This is a genomic window from Allosalinactinospora lopnorensis (genome assembly GCF_000981225.1).
Classification (GTDB): Bacteria; Actinomycetota; Actinomycetes; order Streptosporangiales; family Streptosporangiaceae; genus Allosalinactinospora; species Allosalinactinospora lopnorensis.
This window is the reverse complement of record NZ_LAJC01000044.1, coordinates 1-16,411: the sequence shown is the minus strand read 5'-3', so window position 1 is coordinate 16,411 and position 16,411 is coordinate 1. Positions and strand designations below refer to the sequence as shown.

Below are 16,411 nucleotides of genomic sequence, written 5' to 3'. Positions count from 1 at the left end.
TTCCGCGCTTTCCCGTCCTGGTATCAATGGGGGACCAATCGGTGCGGGGCGCGGAGGTGTGCACGAGCGTGAACCGAGGCGACGGCGGCGCGAGCGCCGCGACCCGGCTCATCCTCGCCGACGACCAGACCCTGGTGCGCGCCGGTTTCCGCTCCATACTCGACGACGAAGCGGAACTTTCGGTCGTCGGGGAGGCGGGTGACGGCGCCGAGGCGGTGCGGCTAGCGCGGTCGGAACGGCCCAGTGTGGTCCTGATGGACATCCGCATGCCGGTGCTCGACGGACTGGAGGCCACCCGGCGGATCGCCGCCGACGAGCGGCTCCACGGCGTCAAGGTCCTCATTCTCACGATGTTCGACCTGGACGAGTACGTCTACGGAGCCCTGAAAGCCGGGGCGAGCGGATTCCTGGTCAAAGACACCGAGCCGATGGAGCTGATCCACGGTGTTCGGGTGGTCGCGCGGGGCGACGCGCTGCTGGCGCCGTCCGTCACCCGCCGGCTTATCGGGGAGTTCGCCGGCCGGATCAAGGAGCCGCCGCCCGCGCCCCTGCTGAACAGTCTGACGGAGCGCGAGCGCGAGGTCCTGGTAGCGGTGGCCGCGGGTCTGTCCAACGAGGAGATCGCGGGGCGGCTGGTGGTGAGCCCGGCGACGGCCAAGACCCATGTGAGCCGGGTGCTGACCAAGCTCGGCGCCCGCGACCGCGCCCAACTCGTCGTCCTCGCCTACGAGGCCGGGCTGGTCAAACCGGGCTGGCTGGGGTGAACGGCCCGCCCGGTCGATCCGGGGCCCGTCATCCCCTGCGCAGCGGCAGCCGGAGAACGAACACGGCGCCGCCCAGCTCGGAGTTCTCCTCAGCGGCCAGCGACCCGCCGTGCATCCGTGCTATTTCGCGGGCGATGGACAGGCCGAGGCCCGTGCCGCCGGGATCCTTGTGGCGCGACTCGTCGAGGCGGGCGAAGCGCTCGAAGATCCGCTCCCGCTCCCCGGGTGGAATGCCGGGGCCGTCGTCGTGGACCCGCAGCACGGCCTGCCCGTCCTCCCGCGTGACGGTGATGCGGATCCGGCCCGCCGCGTGCCGTGAGGCGTTGGCCAGCAGGTTGATCAGCAGCCGGGAGAGCTGGGTCCGGTCGCCGGTGACAATGGTGTCCGGGGCGGTGTCGACGCTGATTTCGGGCTCGAACCGGCTCCGCGACACCTCCGCGCCCACCAGTTCGCCGAGATCCACCGGTTCCCGCCCGCTCACGGTATCGGAGTCCAGTCGGGCCAGTTGCAGCAGGTCGTCCGCGATCCGCTGAAGCCGCTGGGTATCGCGGAGCATCCTTCGCAGGGTCCAACGGGGATGCTCCCCCTCGGGGTCCTCCAGTGCGAGCTCCACCTGCATCTGCAGTCCCGCGATCGGGGTGCGCAGCTCGTGCGAGGCGTCGGAGATGAAACGCTGCTGCCGGTACGCCGCGGATTCCAGCCGCGCCAGGGTCTCGTTCACGGTGTGGGCCAGGTCCGCGATCTCGTCCTCGGTGCGCGGCTCGGGCACCCGGCGGCTGAGGTCGGCGGCGGTGATCCGCTCCAGCTCGGCCCGGATCTCCTCCACCGGGCGCAGGGTCCGGCCGGCCGCCCACCATATGCCGCTGCCGACCAGCACGAGCACGACCAGCCCCAACAGCACCAGGGCGGCCTCCAGGACGTACTGCGAGAGGAACGGCGGTTGCGAGACCGCGGCGTAGGCGACCACATCACCGTAGGCCGAATCGGGAACCGCGAACCCCACGATGCGCAAGCAGGTCGGGGCGAGCTCGCCGATCTGGCACTCTATCGTGCTGACCTCCAGGTTGCCGCCCTCCGGGCGGGCCTCCGTCAGGGGGCCGTGGTCCCGCAGCGCGGGGCTCGACGCGACGACCGTTCTCTCGGCATCGACCACCTGGAGCCGCACCACGCCGCTCCTCGGTGAGATCGGCTCTTCGACGGGCTGGGTGGCGATGGTCTCGGCCACATTGCCCGCGGCGTCGGCGGCCCGATCAATGAGTTCCCGTTCGACCACGTCCCGGATCAGCAGGGAGGTGATGGCGATGGCGAAGGCGAGCGCGATCCCCAGCACGGCGATCGAGCCGGCCGTTACCCGCGCGCGGATCGACCGGAGGGCGCGTAGCCGCCCGATCACAGTCGACCTCGGCATGTCCGCATCGTCGTCACGGTAGACAGAACATCCTGGAGCACCCGGTACGCCCCGCTGTTTGACCGAAGGAAGGGGGCGATTTGGGAACCAGGATATCCGCTTCGAGCGATGTGGCGCGTCCGGGCCCGTCCGACCGTCGGGTTCTGCGCGCCGGCCTGGCGGCGAAGGGTCCTCTCCCCGTACGGTTTCCGTGCGTTTGTCCCGTCATTTATGTATTTATGGCGGCAAGGATAGTCGAAATTCTGCGGCATCTCATATCCCGGGTCCGCCTGCCCGGAAAGGGGATCCAAGAGGTGTTGGGCGACCGAAATCCGCGCTAATAGGATTTTGGTCGGGTGTGATCTCTGTGGACCGAAAACCCGGTCGTTTGTCCGGCGCAGCAGGCGAAAAGCCGGCCGGTCGGGCGCCGTGTCGGACGAGGTGCGGGACCGAATCCGAAGTGCGCTGGAAATTACCGGTGCGTAGTCGAGGAAAAAGGCGGACGCCCTGGCGTGCCGGTGATTTGCTCGGGGTAAGAACGGTCTCGGTCGCGCATAACGTCGATTCGACTGGGAATTTAATTCCGATGCCCGGTCGGTAGGCAGAAATGTTTGTACCGCGTTAACGGGAGTCGATTTATTTGTTGTGTCGGGTGCTGTTTCCGCGCAGGAATACCCGACTCTTTTCTGTTGGCACCTGAATGGATTGGTGGTGTGTGTCGTGACGGAAACGGTTGCGTCGAGGACGCAGGACGGCCGGTCGTCGCTGAGTCTGGGGACGGCGGCCGCGCGTAATCTGGCGACGACGACCAAGTCGGTTCCCCAGATGCAGGGGATCACTTCGCGGTGGTTGCTGCGGGTGCTGCCGTGGGTGGAGACGCGGGGCGGGGTCTACCGGGTCAACCGTCGGGTGACCTACACGGTCGGCGATGGCCGGGTCACGTTCACCAATATCGGTGCTGATATGCGGGTCGTTCCCGAGGAGCTGCGGGAGTTGCCGCTGCTGAGGGGGCTCGCCGGTGAAGGCGTGCTGGGGGAGTTGGCGGACCGTTTCGAGCAGGTGGAGTACCGGCCGGGTGAGGTGATCGTGGAGTCGGGCCGGCCGGTGGACCGGGTCTTTTTGATCGTCCACGGCAAGGTGAACAAGGTGGGGGCGGGAGAGTATGACGATGAGAGTGTGCTGGCCACGCTGATCGACGGTGATCATTTCGGGGATCATGCGCTGACGGATTCCCAGAGCAGGTGGGAGTTCGCGGTCAAGGCGGTCACCAGGTCCACTGTGCTGGAGCTCTCCCGGGAATCCTTCGACGAGCTGATGGAGCGCTCGGAGACCCTGCGGGCGCATGTGGAGGAGTTCCGGTCCGGTCCTCAGCGGCGGCAGAACAGGTACGGCGAGGCCGATATCGACGTGCTGTCGGGGCATTCGGGGGAGCCGGAGATCGCGGGAACGTTCGTTGATTACGAGTTGTCGCCGCGCGAGTACGAGTTGAGTGTGGCGCAGACGGTGCTGCGGGTGCATACGCGGGTGGCCGATCTCTACAACGAGCCGATGGACCAGGTCGAGCAGCAGTTGCGGCTGACAATCGAGGCGCTGCGGGAGCGGCAGGAGCACGAGCTGGTCAACAACCGCGAGTTCGGGTTGCTGCACAATGCCGATCTGAGGCAGCGGATCCCTACCCGGAATGGGCCGCCTACCCCCGACGACCTCGACGAACTGCTGTCCCGCCGCAGGAAGTCGCAATACCTCCTGGCGCACCCTGAGGCGATCGCCGCGTTCGGCCGGGAGTGCAGCCGCCGCGGCCTCTACCCGCAGAACGTCGAGATGAACGGGAACATGGTGCCGTCCTGGCGGGGGGTGCCGATGCTCCCGTGCAACAAGATCCCGATCAGTAAGACCCGGACCAGTTCCATCCTCGCCATGCGCACCGGCGAGGACGACGAGGGGGTGGTCGGGCTGCACCAGACCGGGCTTCCCGACGAGTACGAGCCGGGGCTGTCGGTGCGGTTCATGGGCATCAGCGAGAAGGCGATCATCTCCTACCTGGTCAGCACCTACTATTCCGCGGCCGTTCTGGTCCCCGACGCTCTCGGTGTCCTGGAGAACGTCGAGCTCGGGCGCTGAGGGGAGGTGGCGGGCATGTCCCCCACTGGCGAGATGACCGAAGGGCGATCCGCCCGCGATGTGCTGACCTGGAGCAGGGACATGGTCGATCCCGCCCTGCGCGAGGCGGTCGAGCGGTTGCCCGCCTCGATGCGGGACATCGCCGGCTACCACTTCGGCTGGCGGGACGAGCACGGCCGGCCAACCGAGGCCGACGGCGGCAAGGCGCTGCGCCCTGCCCTGGCGCTGCTGGCGGCCCCGGCCGTGGGAGGCACACCGGCCGCGGCCGTGCCGGCCGCGGTGGCGGTCGAGCTGGTGCACAACTTCTCCCTGCTGCACGACGACGTCATGGACGGCGACGCGACCCGCCGCCACCGGCCGACGGCGTGGAGCGTGTTCGGCCGCGGCTCGGCGATCCTGGCCGGCGACGCGCTGCTGACCCTGGCTTCCGACGTGCTCGCCGGAAGCGGGCACCCGACCGCGCACGACGGCACACGCAGGCTCAGCACCGCGGTGCTGAGCCTGGTCGACGGGCAGAGCTTGGACATGGCCTTCGAGCGCCGCGCCGATGTCGACCTGGACGAGTGCCTGAGCATGGTGGAACGGAAGACCGCGGCGCTGTTCGGGTGCGCCTGTGTCCTCGGTGCCTTGTTCGGCGGCGCCTCGCCGGAGCGGGGCGAGTACCTGCGCGCTTTCGGTGAACGCGTGGGTATGGCCTTCCAGTTCGCCGACGACCTGCTGGGGATCTGGGGCGACCCGAACTCGACAGGGAAGCCGGTCTATTCGGATCTGCGCAACCGGAAGAAGTCGCTACCGGTGGTGGCCGCTCTGACATCGGGCACCGCGGCCGGGCGGGAACTCGCGGCGCTCTACGGGCGCGACCCGCACGAGGAGTCGCTGTCCGGTGCGGAGCTCACCCACGCGGCGGAGCTGATCGAGCGTGCGGGCGGGCGCGCGTGGAGCCGGCACCAAATCGGTCACCTGCTGGAGAGCGCGCTCTGCGACCTCGACGCGTCCGCACCGTCGGAGCCGGCCGCGCTGGAGCTGGCCGCGCTCGCCCGCCTGGTCGGGGAACGCGGCACGGTGCCAGGAGGAACGGCCGGCCCGCCTCGACCGGTCCCGCCGGGGTAGCGATGACCGCCGCCCTGGCGCGTCTTCCGCCCGGTCACCGTGACCGGGCGGAAGACCGTCCGTTTCCGGCTGCCGCCGCTGTGCGGCCCTGTTGCCCCTCGGGCCGGGGGCACCGCTTCGCGGCGAGTCGCGTTCACGACCGCCGTTGCGGCCCGGCGACCGCGGAGACGGTTCTCTCCGCCGCGTCCACGATGGCCGTGAGATGCCGGTGGTGGGCACCGGGCCAGTAGATCCGGCCGCACGACCGGCAGCGGGCGAAGGTGTCGTAGGTGGCCCGGGTCCCCGCCTCCAGCAGGTGCGCCACGTCGCGCTTGTCGACGGGCGCGAGGAGACCGTTGCACGCCGTGCACCGGCTCCACGGGGCCAGTGGTGGAGCGAACCGTTCCAGGACGTCGAGGACCTGGTGATCCGGGTCGTGTCCCCGGACGAAGGCGCCGGCCTCCAGGATCCGGCGGTGCAGCAGCCGGCGGTCCTGGGTCAGCAGCACCCGCTGTTCCGCGTTCGCTCGCTCGATCAGTGTGTCGTCGTCCAGGTCGTTGCGGTAGGCGGTGTCCACGCCGACCAGCCGCAGCCGGCGTGCCAGCGCCCCCAGGTGGACATCCAGCACGAACCGGGGCGGGTGAAAGGGGGGTTTCTGCGGCCGCTCGATCCCGAGAATGTGGACGACGTCACCGGGGCCGGGCCGGTGGGAGGGCGCCACCGGGTGCCCGTTGACGAGAAGGCGGCCCACCTCGGTGAGCGGGACCCCGGACGACTGGATCACATGGCCGAGTGTCGAGGTCGTGTCACAGGGCGCGCTCGCCTCCGGGCCCCGCTTGCGCTGCGGGAGGAACAGCCACAGCTCCGCCGCGAACCGCAGGCGCAGCTCGGAGTGGTCCATCCTTTCAGGATGCCACCGCACCCGCTCCGGCCCTTGCGTGTCCGCCCTCCGCCCGCGTGCCGTCGGCACGCGCAGGTTTGGTGCATCGGATTCTTGGCAGTAGCCCGGGAGGACGCCGAAAGCGGTTGGGATCCGGGAGGGGACCGTGAGCCAGAGTGTGGCCGGTCACGTGTGGCAGCGCTTGCGCCATTGGGGGGTCGAGCATGTCTTCGGCTACCCCGGTGACGGCATCAACGGCCTCATCGCTGAACTGGGCAAGTCCGAGGAGGGGCCGCGGTTCGTGCAGAGCCGCCACGAGGAGATGTCGGCCTTCGAGGCGGTGGGGTACGCCAAGTTCGGCGGTGGCCTCGGCGTCTGCCTGGCGACGGGCGGCCCGGGTGCGATCCATCTGCTCAACGGACTCTACGACGCCAAGCTCGACCATGTTCCTGTCGTGGCCGTCGTCGGCCAGGTCGCCCGCTCGGCGGTGGGCGGGAGCTATCAGCAGGAGGTCGACCTGCGCACTCTGTACAAGGACGTCGCGGGCGCCTACGTGGAGACCGCGATGGTCCCCGAACAGCTCCCGAACATCCTGGACCGCGCGATCCGCACCGCGCTCGCCGAGCGCTGCCCGACCGCGGTCATCATCCCCGCGGACCTTCAGGAGGCGGACTACACGCCTCCCGGCCACGCGTTCAAGCACGTGCCGTCAAGCTCACCCGGGCTGGTGCAGCCGGAGGTCGTCGCCGCCGCCTCGGAGATCGACCGCGCGGCCGGGGTGATCAACGAGGGGGAGCGCGTCGCCATCCTCATCGGGCAGGGAGCCCGCGGCGCGGTCGCCGAAGTGAAGGAACTGGCCGAGACCACGCAAGGGGGCGTGGCCAAGGCGCTGCTGGGCAAGGACGTGCTCAGCGACGAGCTGCCCTATGTCACCGGGGCTATCGGCCTGCTCGGCACCCGGCCGTCGTGGGAGCTGATGCGCGACTGCGACACCTTGGTGATCGTCGGCTCGAACCTGCCGTACTCGCAGTTCCTACCGCCCTTCGGCAAGCGCGCGGTACAGATCGACATCGACGCTCGGATGATCGGCATGCGCTACCCCACGGAGGTCAACCTTGTCGGTGACGCGGCACCGACCCTGCGCGAGCTCCTCAAGCGGTTGCGGTCCAAATCCGGCGCCCGGACACGCCGCTGGCGGGAGAGTGTGCACAAGAGCGTCGAGCAGTGGTGGACCACCATGGGCCAGCAGGCGCGTGTGCCCGGCGACCCGATCAACCCCATGCTGGTCTTCGACGAGCTGTCGCCGCGTCTGCCGTGGGACGCGATGGTCACAGCGGACTCCGGATCCGCGGCGAACTGGTACGCGCGGTCGCTGAAGTTCCGCGAGAGCATGCGCGGCTCCCTGTCCGGGACCCTCGCCACCATGGGCTGCGGGGTCCCCTACGCCATCGGGGCGAAGTTCGCCGCGCCGGACCGCCCGGCCGTCGCTCTGGTGGGGGACGGCGCGATGCAGATGAACGGTCTCGCCGAGCTGCTCACCCTGCGGCGCTACTACCGGGACTGGCGCGATCCGCGCCTCGTGGTGTGCGTGCTGCACAACAATGATCTGAACCAGGTGACCTGGGAGCAGAGGGCGATGAGCGGCTCTCCCAAGACGCCGTTCTCCCAGGACCTCCCGGAGTTCTCCTATTCCGATTTCGCGACGTCGGCCGGCCTGCTCGGCTTCGAGGTCGACACGCCTGAGGCCGTCGTGCCCGCATGGGACCGCGCGCTGAGCGCCGACCGTCCCGTGGTGCTCGACGTCCACTGCGACCCGAACATTCCGCCGATCCCGCCCCATGTGGAACTGGACCAGCTCCTCGACACCACGAAGGCACTCGCCACGGGTGACCCCGACGGTGCCGATCTCGTGGCCAAAGGCATGCGCACGAAGCTCCAGGAGTTCATTCCGGGCAGGGGGCACTGAGGACCGCCGCCCGGCGGTGGTCAGGAGAGGGAATCTCCATGCATGAGAACATCTTCGTTCTGGGGCTCGACGAGGTGAACCTCGAAACGCTGCAGGACCTGCCACATCTGGCCCAGTACCGGTTCCACGCGCTGCTGAGCCTCGACGAACTGCTGGGTGGTGAGGAGATCCCGCTGCCCGAACTGCTCGACAAGGTGCGGGAACAGCTCCGGTCGTTCGACGGCCGGGTGGACGCGATCATCGGCTACTGGGACTTCCCGGTCAGCTCGATGGTGCCGATCCTCTGCGCCGACTTCGGGCTGCGCAGCGCTCCGCTGGACGCCGTCGTGCGCTGCGAGCACAAGTACTGGAGCCGCCTCACGCAGGCGGAGGTGATCGACGAGCATCCCCGGTTCGCGCTGGTGCGGTTGGACGGAGAGGAGCCGTCCCCGCCCTCCGAGGTGGGCTTCCCGATGTGGCTCAAACCGGTGAAGTCCGCCTCCTCGGAGCTCGCCTACCTGGTGGAGGACGAGGAGCGGTTCCACCACGCGGTGCGCGAGATCCGCGAGCACGTCGGCAGGGTGGGCGATCCCTTCAACTTCGTTCTCTCGCACATCGACCTGCCACCGGAGATCGCCGCGGCGGGCGGCCGTTCCTGCCTGGCCGAGGAGGCGGTGGGCGGCATGCAGCTCACGGTCGAGGGCTACGTCTTCGACGGCGATGCCCGTGTCCACGGCGTGGTGGACTCCCACAACTACGCCGATACCTCGAGCTTCCTGCGCTACCAGTACCCGTCCTCGCTGCCGGAGACGGTCGTCGAACGGCTGGCGTCGATCTCGAAACGTGTCGTCCGGCAGACAGGGCTCGACTCCACGACGTTCAACATCGAGTTCTTCTGGGAGCCCACCAGCAACGCCATCAACCTGCTGGAGGTCAACCCGCGGCACTCCCAGTCGCACGCGCGGCTGTTCGAGTTCGTCGACGGCATTCCGAACCATCAGATCCAGATCCACCTGGCGCTTGGGCGTGAGCCGATCCTTCCGCGCCGGCAGGGTCCCTACAACGTCGCGGCGACATGGTTCGTGCGGCGTTTCGAGGACGGCGTGGTGCGGCGTACGCCGACGACCGAGGAGATAGCCCGGGTGGAGAGCAAGGTGCCCGGTGTCCGGATCCAGGTCGAGGTGGCCGAAGGCGATCGGCTGTCCGACAAGCACGGGCAGGACAGCTACAGCTATGAGCTGGCCCGGGTCTACGCCGGCGCGGAGGACGAGGCGGAGCTGCGCAAGAAATACGACACCTGTGTGAACGAGCTGCCGTTCGAATTCGATTAGGAGTCTTTGGATGCGTACGGTGACCTCCACACCGCACGAGATCAAGGAGCACGAGCACGTATCGATCCCCATGTCGGACGGAGCCCGGCTGGCCGCGCGCATCTGGCGGCCGGTCTCCTCTGACGAGGAACCTGTTCCGGTGATCCTGGAGTACATCCCCTACCGGAAGCGGGATCTCACCGCGCGGCGGGACTCGACACACCATCCGTACCTGGCCGGCCAGGGCTACGCCTGTGTGCGGGTGGACATTCGGGGAAGCGGTGACTCCGACGGCTTTCTCGACGGGGAGTACATGGAGCAGGAGCTGATCGACGGCGAGGAGGTGCTCCACTGGCTCGCCGAACAGCCCTGGTCGAACGGCAGGGTCGGGGTGATGGGAATCTCGTGGGGCGGGTTCAACGCCCTGCAGTTGGCCGCGCGCCGCCCGCCCGGCCTCGACGCGATCGTCACGGTGTGCTCCAGCGACGATCGCTACGCCGACGACGTGCACTACATGGGCGGGTGCCTGCTCAGCGACAACCTCTCGTGGGCGTCGACCATGTTCGCCTACACGTCGTGCCCGCCCGATCCGGAGATCGCCGGGGACCGCTGGCGCGACATGTGGCAGGAGCGGCTGAAGAACAGTGGGCTCTGGTTGGAGGAGTGGCTGACCCACCAGCGGCGCGACGGCTACTGGCGGCACGGCTCGGTCCGCGAGGATTACTCGCAGATCGAGTGCGCGGTCATGGCGGTGAGCGGCTGGGCCGACGGCTACTCCAACGCGGTGTTCCGGATGCTCGCCAACCTTGAGTGCCCCCGGCAGGGCCTGATCGGCCCGTGGTCGCACAAGTACCCGCACCTGGGCAAGCCCGGACCGGCGATCGGGTTCCTGCAGGAGATCGTCCGCTGGTGGGACCGCTGGCTCAAGGACGACAAGGACAACGGCATCATGGACGAGCCCATGCTGCGCATCTACATGCAGGACAGCGTGCCGCCGTCCACCAGCTACACGGAGCGTCCCGGCCGCTGGGTGGGAGAGCGCATCTGGCCCACCGACCGGTTCGCCGACCAGGCGTTCCCCTTAGCCCGCAACCGCATCTGCCGACCCGGCGAGTACGGGGGGAATGAGGACGAGCTGAGGCTCGAATCCCCGTTGTCGGTGGGGCAGTTCGCCGGCAAGTGGTGCTCCTACAACGCGCCTCCGGACCTCCCCTACGACCAACGGGAGGAGGACGGGGGCTCGCTCGTCTTCGACACCGACGAGCTCAGCGAGCGCTGCGAGATCCTGGGCGCGCCAACGGTCGACCTGGAATTTTCGGTCGACCAGCCGGTGGCGATGGTCGCGATGCGGCTTTCCGACGTGTCGCCCGAGGGGCGGGCCACCCGGGTCAGCTACGGGCTGCTCAACCTCACCCACCGCAACGGCCACAACGCTCCCGAGATGCTCGAGCCCGGGAAGCGCTACCGGGTCACCGTCCAGATGAACGCCATGGCGCAGTCGTTCCCCAAGGGACACCGCATCCGGCTGTCGGTCTCGACGTCGTACTGGCCGCTGGCGTGGCCGCCGCCGCGTCCCACACTGATCACCGTCTACCCGAGGCGGAGCACGCTCACCCTGCCGATCAGACCGGTGAACGCCCAGGACGAGCCCGAGGTCGGCGCGTTCGGCGAACCCGAGGGCACCGCCCCCACCCCGACGACGCAGGTGCAGCCGGGCGAGGAGCGCTGGACCGTGTCCCGGGACCTGGTCAACTACGAGTCCGCCCTGGAAGTGGTGAAGGACCTCGGTGCCATCCGGTTCGACGACATCGGTCTGGAGGTCACCCGCCGCGCCTTCGAGCGCTACGGCTGGGTCAACGACGACTTCGGCTCCGTCTACGGCGACGTCGAATGGGAGATGGGGTTCTCCCGCGGCGAGTGGGACGTCAAGACGGTCACCCGCACGGTCCTGACCTCGAATACCACGGACTTCATGGTTCATGCCCGGCTGGACGCCTACGAGGGGCTCCGGCGGGTCTACTCGCGCAACTGGAACCTCACCATCCCGCGCGACCACGTGTGAGGACGGACCGGCCGCGCGGGTGTGGTGTACCCGCGCGGTCTCATTCGCCCGGTTCGGCGGCGCGCTCGCCGGTGGGCGGCTCCGGGAGGTTCTCCTCGTCCGGCCGTTCCGAGTCGGGCTTCAGCGGATCGTGCCCCAGTGTCATCAGGCGGTGCCGCCACGCGTCGTCGTTCGGACGCGGGTCCGCGAGCTGCTCGCGGACCGCCGAAACGGTGTCGCGCATCACCGCGATATCGGCCCTGGTGAGGTCGGTGCGGCGCTTGTTCAGGATCTCGACGACAGCGCGGCCCTGCTCCGGAAGGTCCAGATCCGGGGAGGCGTCGAAGGCGGACTCCCCGGAGGCCTCGGTCAGCAACCATTTCCGGAGATCCTCACCGCTCATGTTCACCACGGAATGGAAGTCCGTCCACAGCCGGTGGACCTCTGGGTCGTCTGCCAGGTTCGCCATGTCTACCTCCTTCACGGTTACGTGGGGGGCGGCTACCCGTACCCGGGGCCGCACAACGTCATGCCGGCGGTGCTCCGCCGGCCCGGCTCCGACCGGGAGCGCGCCTCAGCTGGCCTGGATCTCGCCTCCGGTGGGCGCGAGCACCTCCCCTGTGTAGAAGGAGGAGAGGCGGTCGCTCGCGAAGAAGACGTAGGAGGGCGCGATCTCGTCCGGCTGGGCGGCGCGTCCCATCGGTGCCTGCTCCCCGAACCCGGCCACGGTCTCGGGTTCCAGGGTCGCCGGGATCAGCGGTGTCCACACCGGCCCCGGAGCCACGCAGTTCACCCGGATCCCCCGCTCGTTCAGCGTCTGCGCCAGCGAGTAGGTCAGGTTCATCGCCGCCGCCTTGCTGGAGGCGTAGTCGATCAGCCGCTTGTTCCCGCGCAGCCCGTTGATCGAGCCGGTGATGACGATCGACGAGCCGTCCGGCATATGGGGCAGGGCTTCGCGGATCGTCCAGAACACGCCGTAGACGTTCACCTGGAATGTGCGCAGCAGCTGTTCGGTGCTGAGCTCGGTGAAGTCGTTGACGGGCGTCTGGGTCGCGGCGTGGGCGACGAGGACGTCGATCCGTTCGAACCGGGCGACCGTGCCCTCGACGAGTTCGCGGCAGTAGGACTCCTCCGCCAGATCGCCGCGGAATCGCAGTGCCCGGCGGCCCGCCTTCTCGACCAGCGCGGCGGTGTGCGCGGCGTCGCTGTCCTCCTCGAGGTAGCCGACGCTGACGTCGGCGCCCTCCTTCGCGAACGCCACGGCGACGGCCCGGCCGATCCCGGAATCCCCGCCGGTGATGAGGGCGCGGCTGCCGGACAGCAGATCCCGTCCCACGTAGTCCCGCATCTCGTCGGCCGGGCGGGGCTCCATCGGGTCGGTCCAGCCGGGGTACGGCTGGCTCTGTGCTGGAGGATGGCTCATGGTGCGCTCCTGCTCTCGATGCCGGTTTCCGGCCCCGGCCGCCTGGGAGCCGGGACGCGGACCGTTCGGGAGACCGGGCGAGTACTCCGGGCAGGTCGCGCCGGCCGGTACGGTCCGCCGATTACTCGGCGGTCGGCTACCCCGGGGCGCGACCTGTGCAACATCACCGCGGTGTTTTCCCTCGGAAGCGGCCCGCGAGGACCGGAGGTCCGCCGGACAGCACGTCCGTGCTCATCATGGAGGTCGGAGGTCGCTGTTCTGCAGGACCTCCTCCACCCGCAGGGCACGCGGGGACGCGATCCGCCGGTAGATCGCCAGAGCCTCGCGCAGCCGTGCGGCCCCCTTTCCGTCCTGCCCGTGCTGGAGTCGGCAGCGCCCGATCCCCTCCAGGGCGCGTGCCTGCTCAACCGGTAAGGCGATGTCGCGGGCGATCCGCAGGGCCTGCTCATGCCGGGCTTGGGCTTTGGCGTGGGTGGCGGAGGCCAGCAGCAACTCCCCCATGCTGTTGAGGGTCTCGGCTTCCGCGCGGCGGTCACCGGTGTCACGCGCCGCCTCCAGGGCGGTGTGGTGCAGGCTTCGAGCCTGGTCCCAGTGGCCGTGGGCGCGCAGGAAGCCGTCCATCGCGGCGGGGATGGCGATGGTGTGGCCGGGGCGGTCGTGGCCTGCGGCGTGTTCGGCGGCGGCGTGCAGATTGAGGCGTTCGGTCCTCATCCAGGCGGCCGCCGCCTCCCGGGTCGGCAGGTCCGGCACCCATGCGGGCGGGGTGGTGCTCGCCTCGGGTACTCCGGTGGGGGTGCGGCGGGCGAGGTGGCGGTCGGCGGCCTGGGCGGTGTACAGGTAGTAGTCCAGCAGCCGGTCCAGCGCTGCGTCCCGATCGGCCGGTGGGTCCTCGCCGCTGCGGGCGCGGGCGTGCCGGCCGATGAGGTCGTGGAGGCGGTAGCGGCCCCGCACCGGCTCCTCGATCAGGTGGTGGCCGTACAGCCCGTCCAAGCGGTGGCGGGCGGCGCCGGCGTGGGCGTCGATGTCGGCGCCGGGGTGCAGACCGAGCCGACGGAACAGCCGCCGCTGCTCGGTGGGCAGGGTGCGGTAGCACAGCGCGAAGGCGTGCTCGGTGCGGGCGGAGGCGCAGCGGTCGCCGGCCGCACCCAGATCCGCTACCAGGTCAGCCGCCGTCCGGGCGGGGCGGTGTCTGAGTTGGCCGGCCATCAGGCTGATCGCCAGCGGCAGGCGCCCGTACAGCTCGACCAGCTCGGTCACCGCCGCATCACCGGGGCTCAGGTCAGGACGTCCGGCCAGCCGGATGAACAACTGGGCGGCCTCCGCAGAGGACAGCACGTCCAAGATGACCGGAAACACCCCGGGCAGCGCGCTGAGGCGGCGCCGGCTGGTGATCAGCACCAGCGTTTCGGCCGTGCCGGGCAACAGGGGACGCACCTGCTCACTGCCGGCCGCGTCGTCCAGCACCACCAGCGCCTGCTTATCCGCCATGCGGTCGCGCCACAGCTCCGCGCGCGCCTCCATCTCCCGGGGGATCTGCCGGGCGTCCACCCCCACCGCCAGCAGCAGCGTGGCCAATACCTCGGCAGGCTCGACCGGTCGCTGTCCCGGTGTGTGGCCATGCAGCCGGACGAACAGCTGCCTGTCGGGGAAAAGGGGGGCGAGCTGGTGCGCGGCATGCACCGCGAGAGCGGTCGTGCCCACCCCGTCGATGGCGCTGATCCCCACCACCCCGCCTGTGCCCGCTCGGCCGGGCAGCGCCTGCACCAGACGCTCCAGCTCAGCCCGCCGACCGGTGAAGAAAGCGATGTCAGCGGGCAGTATGCGCATGGCAGTGACCGGGGCCGAGGGCGCGCTGACGGTCACACCGCCGTGGAGGGAACCGGTCTGGACGACCGTCCCTGACCGTCCGCTCGTCCGGTTGCCCGCACCGGTGGTGGCAGGGGACGGGAGCTCCGGTTCCCGCGGGTCCGAGGGGCCTACCGAGTTTTTCATGTGTGCTGGTTCGTCCATTGGTCTGCGCCGCTTGGTAAGAACTATTCGGACAGGCCGGCGCTAGGCCGGGTGTCGGAGTGAAAATGGGTAAAGCGTGTTTTCGGCGGATTCCTGGCCGGTGTCCGCGCTCCTCGCCGCCGAGTAGGAAAAACAGCAACGAAACGCCTCTTCGGTTAGGAGAGACAGGAATTTCGTCCCCTTGTTCCTCCGGTCCCCCGTTGCCTCCCACTGGTTTCCCCCTGAGATCGTCGATGGGTCGGTTCCAACGATTTCTACTCTGGGGGCGGCGAGGATAGCGGCGGTATACCTGCGGTAGAGGGGGCGCCGTTCAACGCTGCGGTAATCGCGCGGTACCAAGGGAGGTACAAAACAGTGGACAAAACGGGATATACAGAAAGTCGACAGGGGTTATGAGATCCCGGATCCGCGCTCAGGGGGAGGATATTGTTCCTTGCCGGTGGCAACGCGACCGGAGTGAACCCCGGTCCTGTCGAGGGCACCCCTTCTTCCGGAGGGTGGAGTAGCGGCGGTATATTCCGAGTATCGTCGACGCCAAGGGGTGGAATTTCCTTTTTCTTCGGTTATGCCCCTGGTATTGGCGGTTTTCTCCGTATGCGGCCGTTGGGCGGATCCGGGGGATTCCGTGGGCACCGGAACAGGAGAGAGCCCTGCTCCGCCGGGCTCCAGTCGGCGGAGCAGGGCCGTTCGCGGAGGAACATGTCTCGCGCCATGAGCCGTGACACGTTCGCTCCGGGGTTCGGCGGCACGTCCGCCGGCCGGACACACAGCGCCGCGACCGGTCGGCAGGGACGCCGCGGCGCTGGAGATCATCCCCCTTCTTCCACCACCGGCCGCGGGCCGTCCGGTCCGGAGCGGGGCCGTCGACGGTGCCCGCTCACCGGATCCCGGATCCGCGCTGCGCGAAAGCACTGGCCCCGGCCTCGGCGTATTCGCCGGTCCAGTACGCGTCGGGTGTCTCGGTGAACCCGGTGACCCCGCTTTCGGCGAGGATGTTGATGGTCTGCTGCCAGTCCTCCTCGGCGTTGACTCCGGGTGCCCTGCCCTCGGTCGCCTCGGTGGGCATCAGCTTCCGAGTGAAGGCGAACTGCTCGGTCAGCACCTGGTCGCTGGGAAGTTGCTCGGAGGCGCCCTCCATGGCCGCGACCGCTTTCTCGGGGTTGTCCTGGGCGGCGCTCCAGGATTCCTGTGTGGCGGTGACCATGCGCTGGACCAGGTCCTCGTCGCTCTCGACGACGGTCTCGGAAGTGATGAGTCCGGTGCCGTAGTAGGAGAGACCCCAGTCGGCCCAGAGCATCGCGTCGACCTCGCGGCCGGTCTCCTCCGCCAGTGTCGGTGCCTGGTCGTGGGCGAAGCCGAGCAGGCCGTCGGCCTCGCCGGAGGCGACCGCGGGGATCTTCCCCTGGGGGTCGGTGGGCAGGATCTCCACCGAGTAGGGGTT

Annotated in this window: 12 protein-coding genes; 6 read left to right on the top strand and 6 right to left on the bottom strand. The window is 69.1% G+C overall.

The genetic code is table 11. The features are described from left to right. Positions 1-68 precede the first annotated feature (68 nt). On the top strand, positions 69-764 hold the full coding sequence (locus VS93_RS16370) for a response regulator transcription factor (RefSeq protein ID WP_046470790.1): 696 nt from the start codon (positions 69-71) through the stop codon (positions 762-764). 28 nt (positions 765-792) lie between these two features. Here the strand turns inward: VS93_RS16370 and VS93_RS16365 are convergent, their stop codons facing one another. Continuing rightward, positions 793-2,172, bottom strand: a complete 1,380-nt coding sequence (locus VS93_RS16365) for a sensor histidine kinase (protein WP_236700582.1) — start codon at positions 2,170-2,172, stop codon at positions 793-795. A gap of 699 nt (positions 2,173-2,871) precedes the next feature. Between VS93_RS16365 and VS93_RS16360 the strand changes: the two genes are divergently transcribed. Beyond that, positions 2,872-4,272 carry a family 2B encapsulin nanocompartment shell protein gene (locus VS93_RS16360; RefSeq protein ID WP_046470814.1) on the top strand — a complete coding sequence of 467 codons (1,401 nt, stop codon included), beginning with the start codon at positions 2,872-2,874 and terminating at the stop codon, positions 4,270-4,272. 15 nt (positions 4,273-4,287) lie between these two features. Continuing rightward, on the top strand, positions 4,288-5,382 hold the full coding sequence (locus VS93_RS16355; protein ID WP_046470789.1) for a family 2 encapsulin nanocompartment cargo protein polyprenyl transferase: 1,095 nt from the start codon (positions 4,288-4,290) through the stop codon (positions 5,380-5,382). A 133-nt stretch (positions 5,383-5,515) separates the two neighbouring features. Here VS93_RS16355 and VS93_RS16350 read toward each other — a convergent pair whose 3' ends face one another. Beyond that, positions 5,516-6,262: a Mut7-C RNAse domain-containing protein gene (locus VS93_RS16350; RefSeq protein ID WP_046470788.1), complete on the bottom strand. Its 747-nt coding sequence runs from the start codon at positions 6,260-6,262 to the stop codon at positions 5,516-5,518. A 145-nt stretch (positions 6,263-6,407) separates the two neighbouring features. Between VS93_RS16350 and VS93_RS16345 the strand changes: the two genes are divergently transcribed. From VS93_RS16345 to VS93_RS16335, 3 genes are read left to right on the top strand one after another with little or no spacing between them, the layout of a single operon-like run. Next, on the top strand, positions 6,408-8,207 hold the full coding sequence (locus tag VS93_RS16345) for a thiamine pyrophosphate-requiring protein (RefSeq protein WP_046470787.1): 1,800 nt from the start codon (positions 6,408-6,410) through the stop codon (positions 8,205-8,207). 38 nt (positions 8,208-8,245) lie between these two features. Then, the gene (locus tag VS93_RS16340) at positions 8,246-9,517 is read left to right on the top strand and encodes an ATP-grasp domain-containing protein (protein WP_046470786.1); all 1,272 of its coding nucleotides are present in this window, start codon (positions 8,246-8,248) and stop codon (positions 9,515-9,517) included. A 10-nt stretch (positions 9,518-9,527) separates the two neighbouring features. Beyond that, the gene (locus tag VS93_RS16335) at positions 9,528-11,558 is read left to right on the top strand and encodes a CocE/NonD family hydrolase (protein WP_046470785.1); all 2,031 of its coding nucleotides are present in this window, start codon (positions 9,528-9,530) and stop codon (positions 11,556-11,558) included. Between the two features lie 40 nt (positions 11,559-11,598). Here the strand turns inward: VS93_RS16335 and VS93_RS16330 are convergent, their stop codons facing one another. From VS93_RS16330 to VS93_RS16315, 4 genes are all read right to left on the bottom strand, one after another. After that, positions 11,599-12,006 (bottom strand): DUF3140 domain-containing protein, encoded by a 408-nt coding sequence (locus VS93_RS16330; RefSeq protein ID WP_156184877.1) that lies wholly within the window; start codon positions 12,004-12,006, stop codon positions 11,599-11,601. Between the two features lie 105 nt (positions 12,007-12,111). Further along, positions 12,112-12,960, bottom strand: a complete 849-nt coding sequence (locus tag VS93_RS16325) for an SDR family oxidoreductase (RefSeq protein ID WP_046470784.1) — start codon at positions 12,958-12,960, stop codon at positions 12,112-12,114. A gap of 234 nt (positions 12,961-13,194) precedes the next feature. Next, complete coding sequence (locus tag VS93_RS16320) at positions 13,195-14,952, bottom strand: tetratricopeptide repeat protein (RefSeq protein WP_052745799.1); 1,758 nt, start codon at positions 14,950-14,952, stop codon at positions 13,195-13,197. 895 nt (positions 14,953-15,847) lie between these two features. After that, positions 15,848-16,411 (bottom strand): ABC transporter substrate-binding protein (locus tag VS93_RS16315; protein WP_046470783.1); only part of this gene is annotated, 564 nt, incomplete at its 5' end.

Bases quoted from the DNA above. Each gene is read 5' to 3' on its own strand.
- VS93_RS16325 (WP_046470784.1), bottom strand. From the start codon at position 12,960: ATGAGCCATCCTCCAGCACAGAGCCAGCCGTACCCCGGCTGGACCGAC.
- VS93_RS16365 (WP_236700582.1), bottom strand. From the start codon at position 2,172: ATGCCGAGGTCGACTGTGATCGGGCGGCTACGCGCCCTCCGGTCGATC.
- VS93_RS16340 (WP_046470786.1), top strand. From the start codon at position 8,246: ATGCATGAGAACATCTTCGTTCTGGGGCTCGACGAGGTGAACCTCGAA.
- VS93_RS16335 (WP_046470785.1), top strand. From the start codon at position 9,528: ATGCGTACGGTGACCTCCACACCGCACGAGATCAAGGAGCACGAGCAC.
- VS93_RS16330 (WP_156184877.1), bottom strand. From the start codon at position 12,006: ATGGCGAACCTGGCAGACGACCCAGAGGTCCACCGGCTGTGGACGGAC.
- VS93_RS16350 (WP_046470788.1), bottom strand. From the start codon at position 6,262: ATGGACCACTCCGAGCTGCGCCTGCGGTTCGCGGCGGAGCTGTGGCTG.
- VS93_RS16320 (WP_052745799.1), bottom strand. From the start codon at position 14,952: ATGAAAAACTCGGTAGGCCCCTCGGACCCGCGGGAACCGGAGCTCCCG.
- VS93_RS16355 (WP_046470789.1), top strand. From the start codon at position 4,288: ATGTCCCCCACTGGCGAGATGACCGAAGGGCGATCCGCCCGCGATGTG.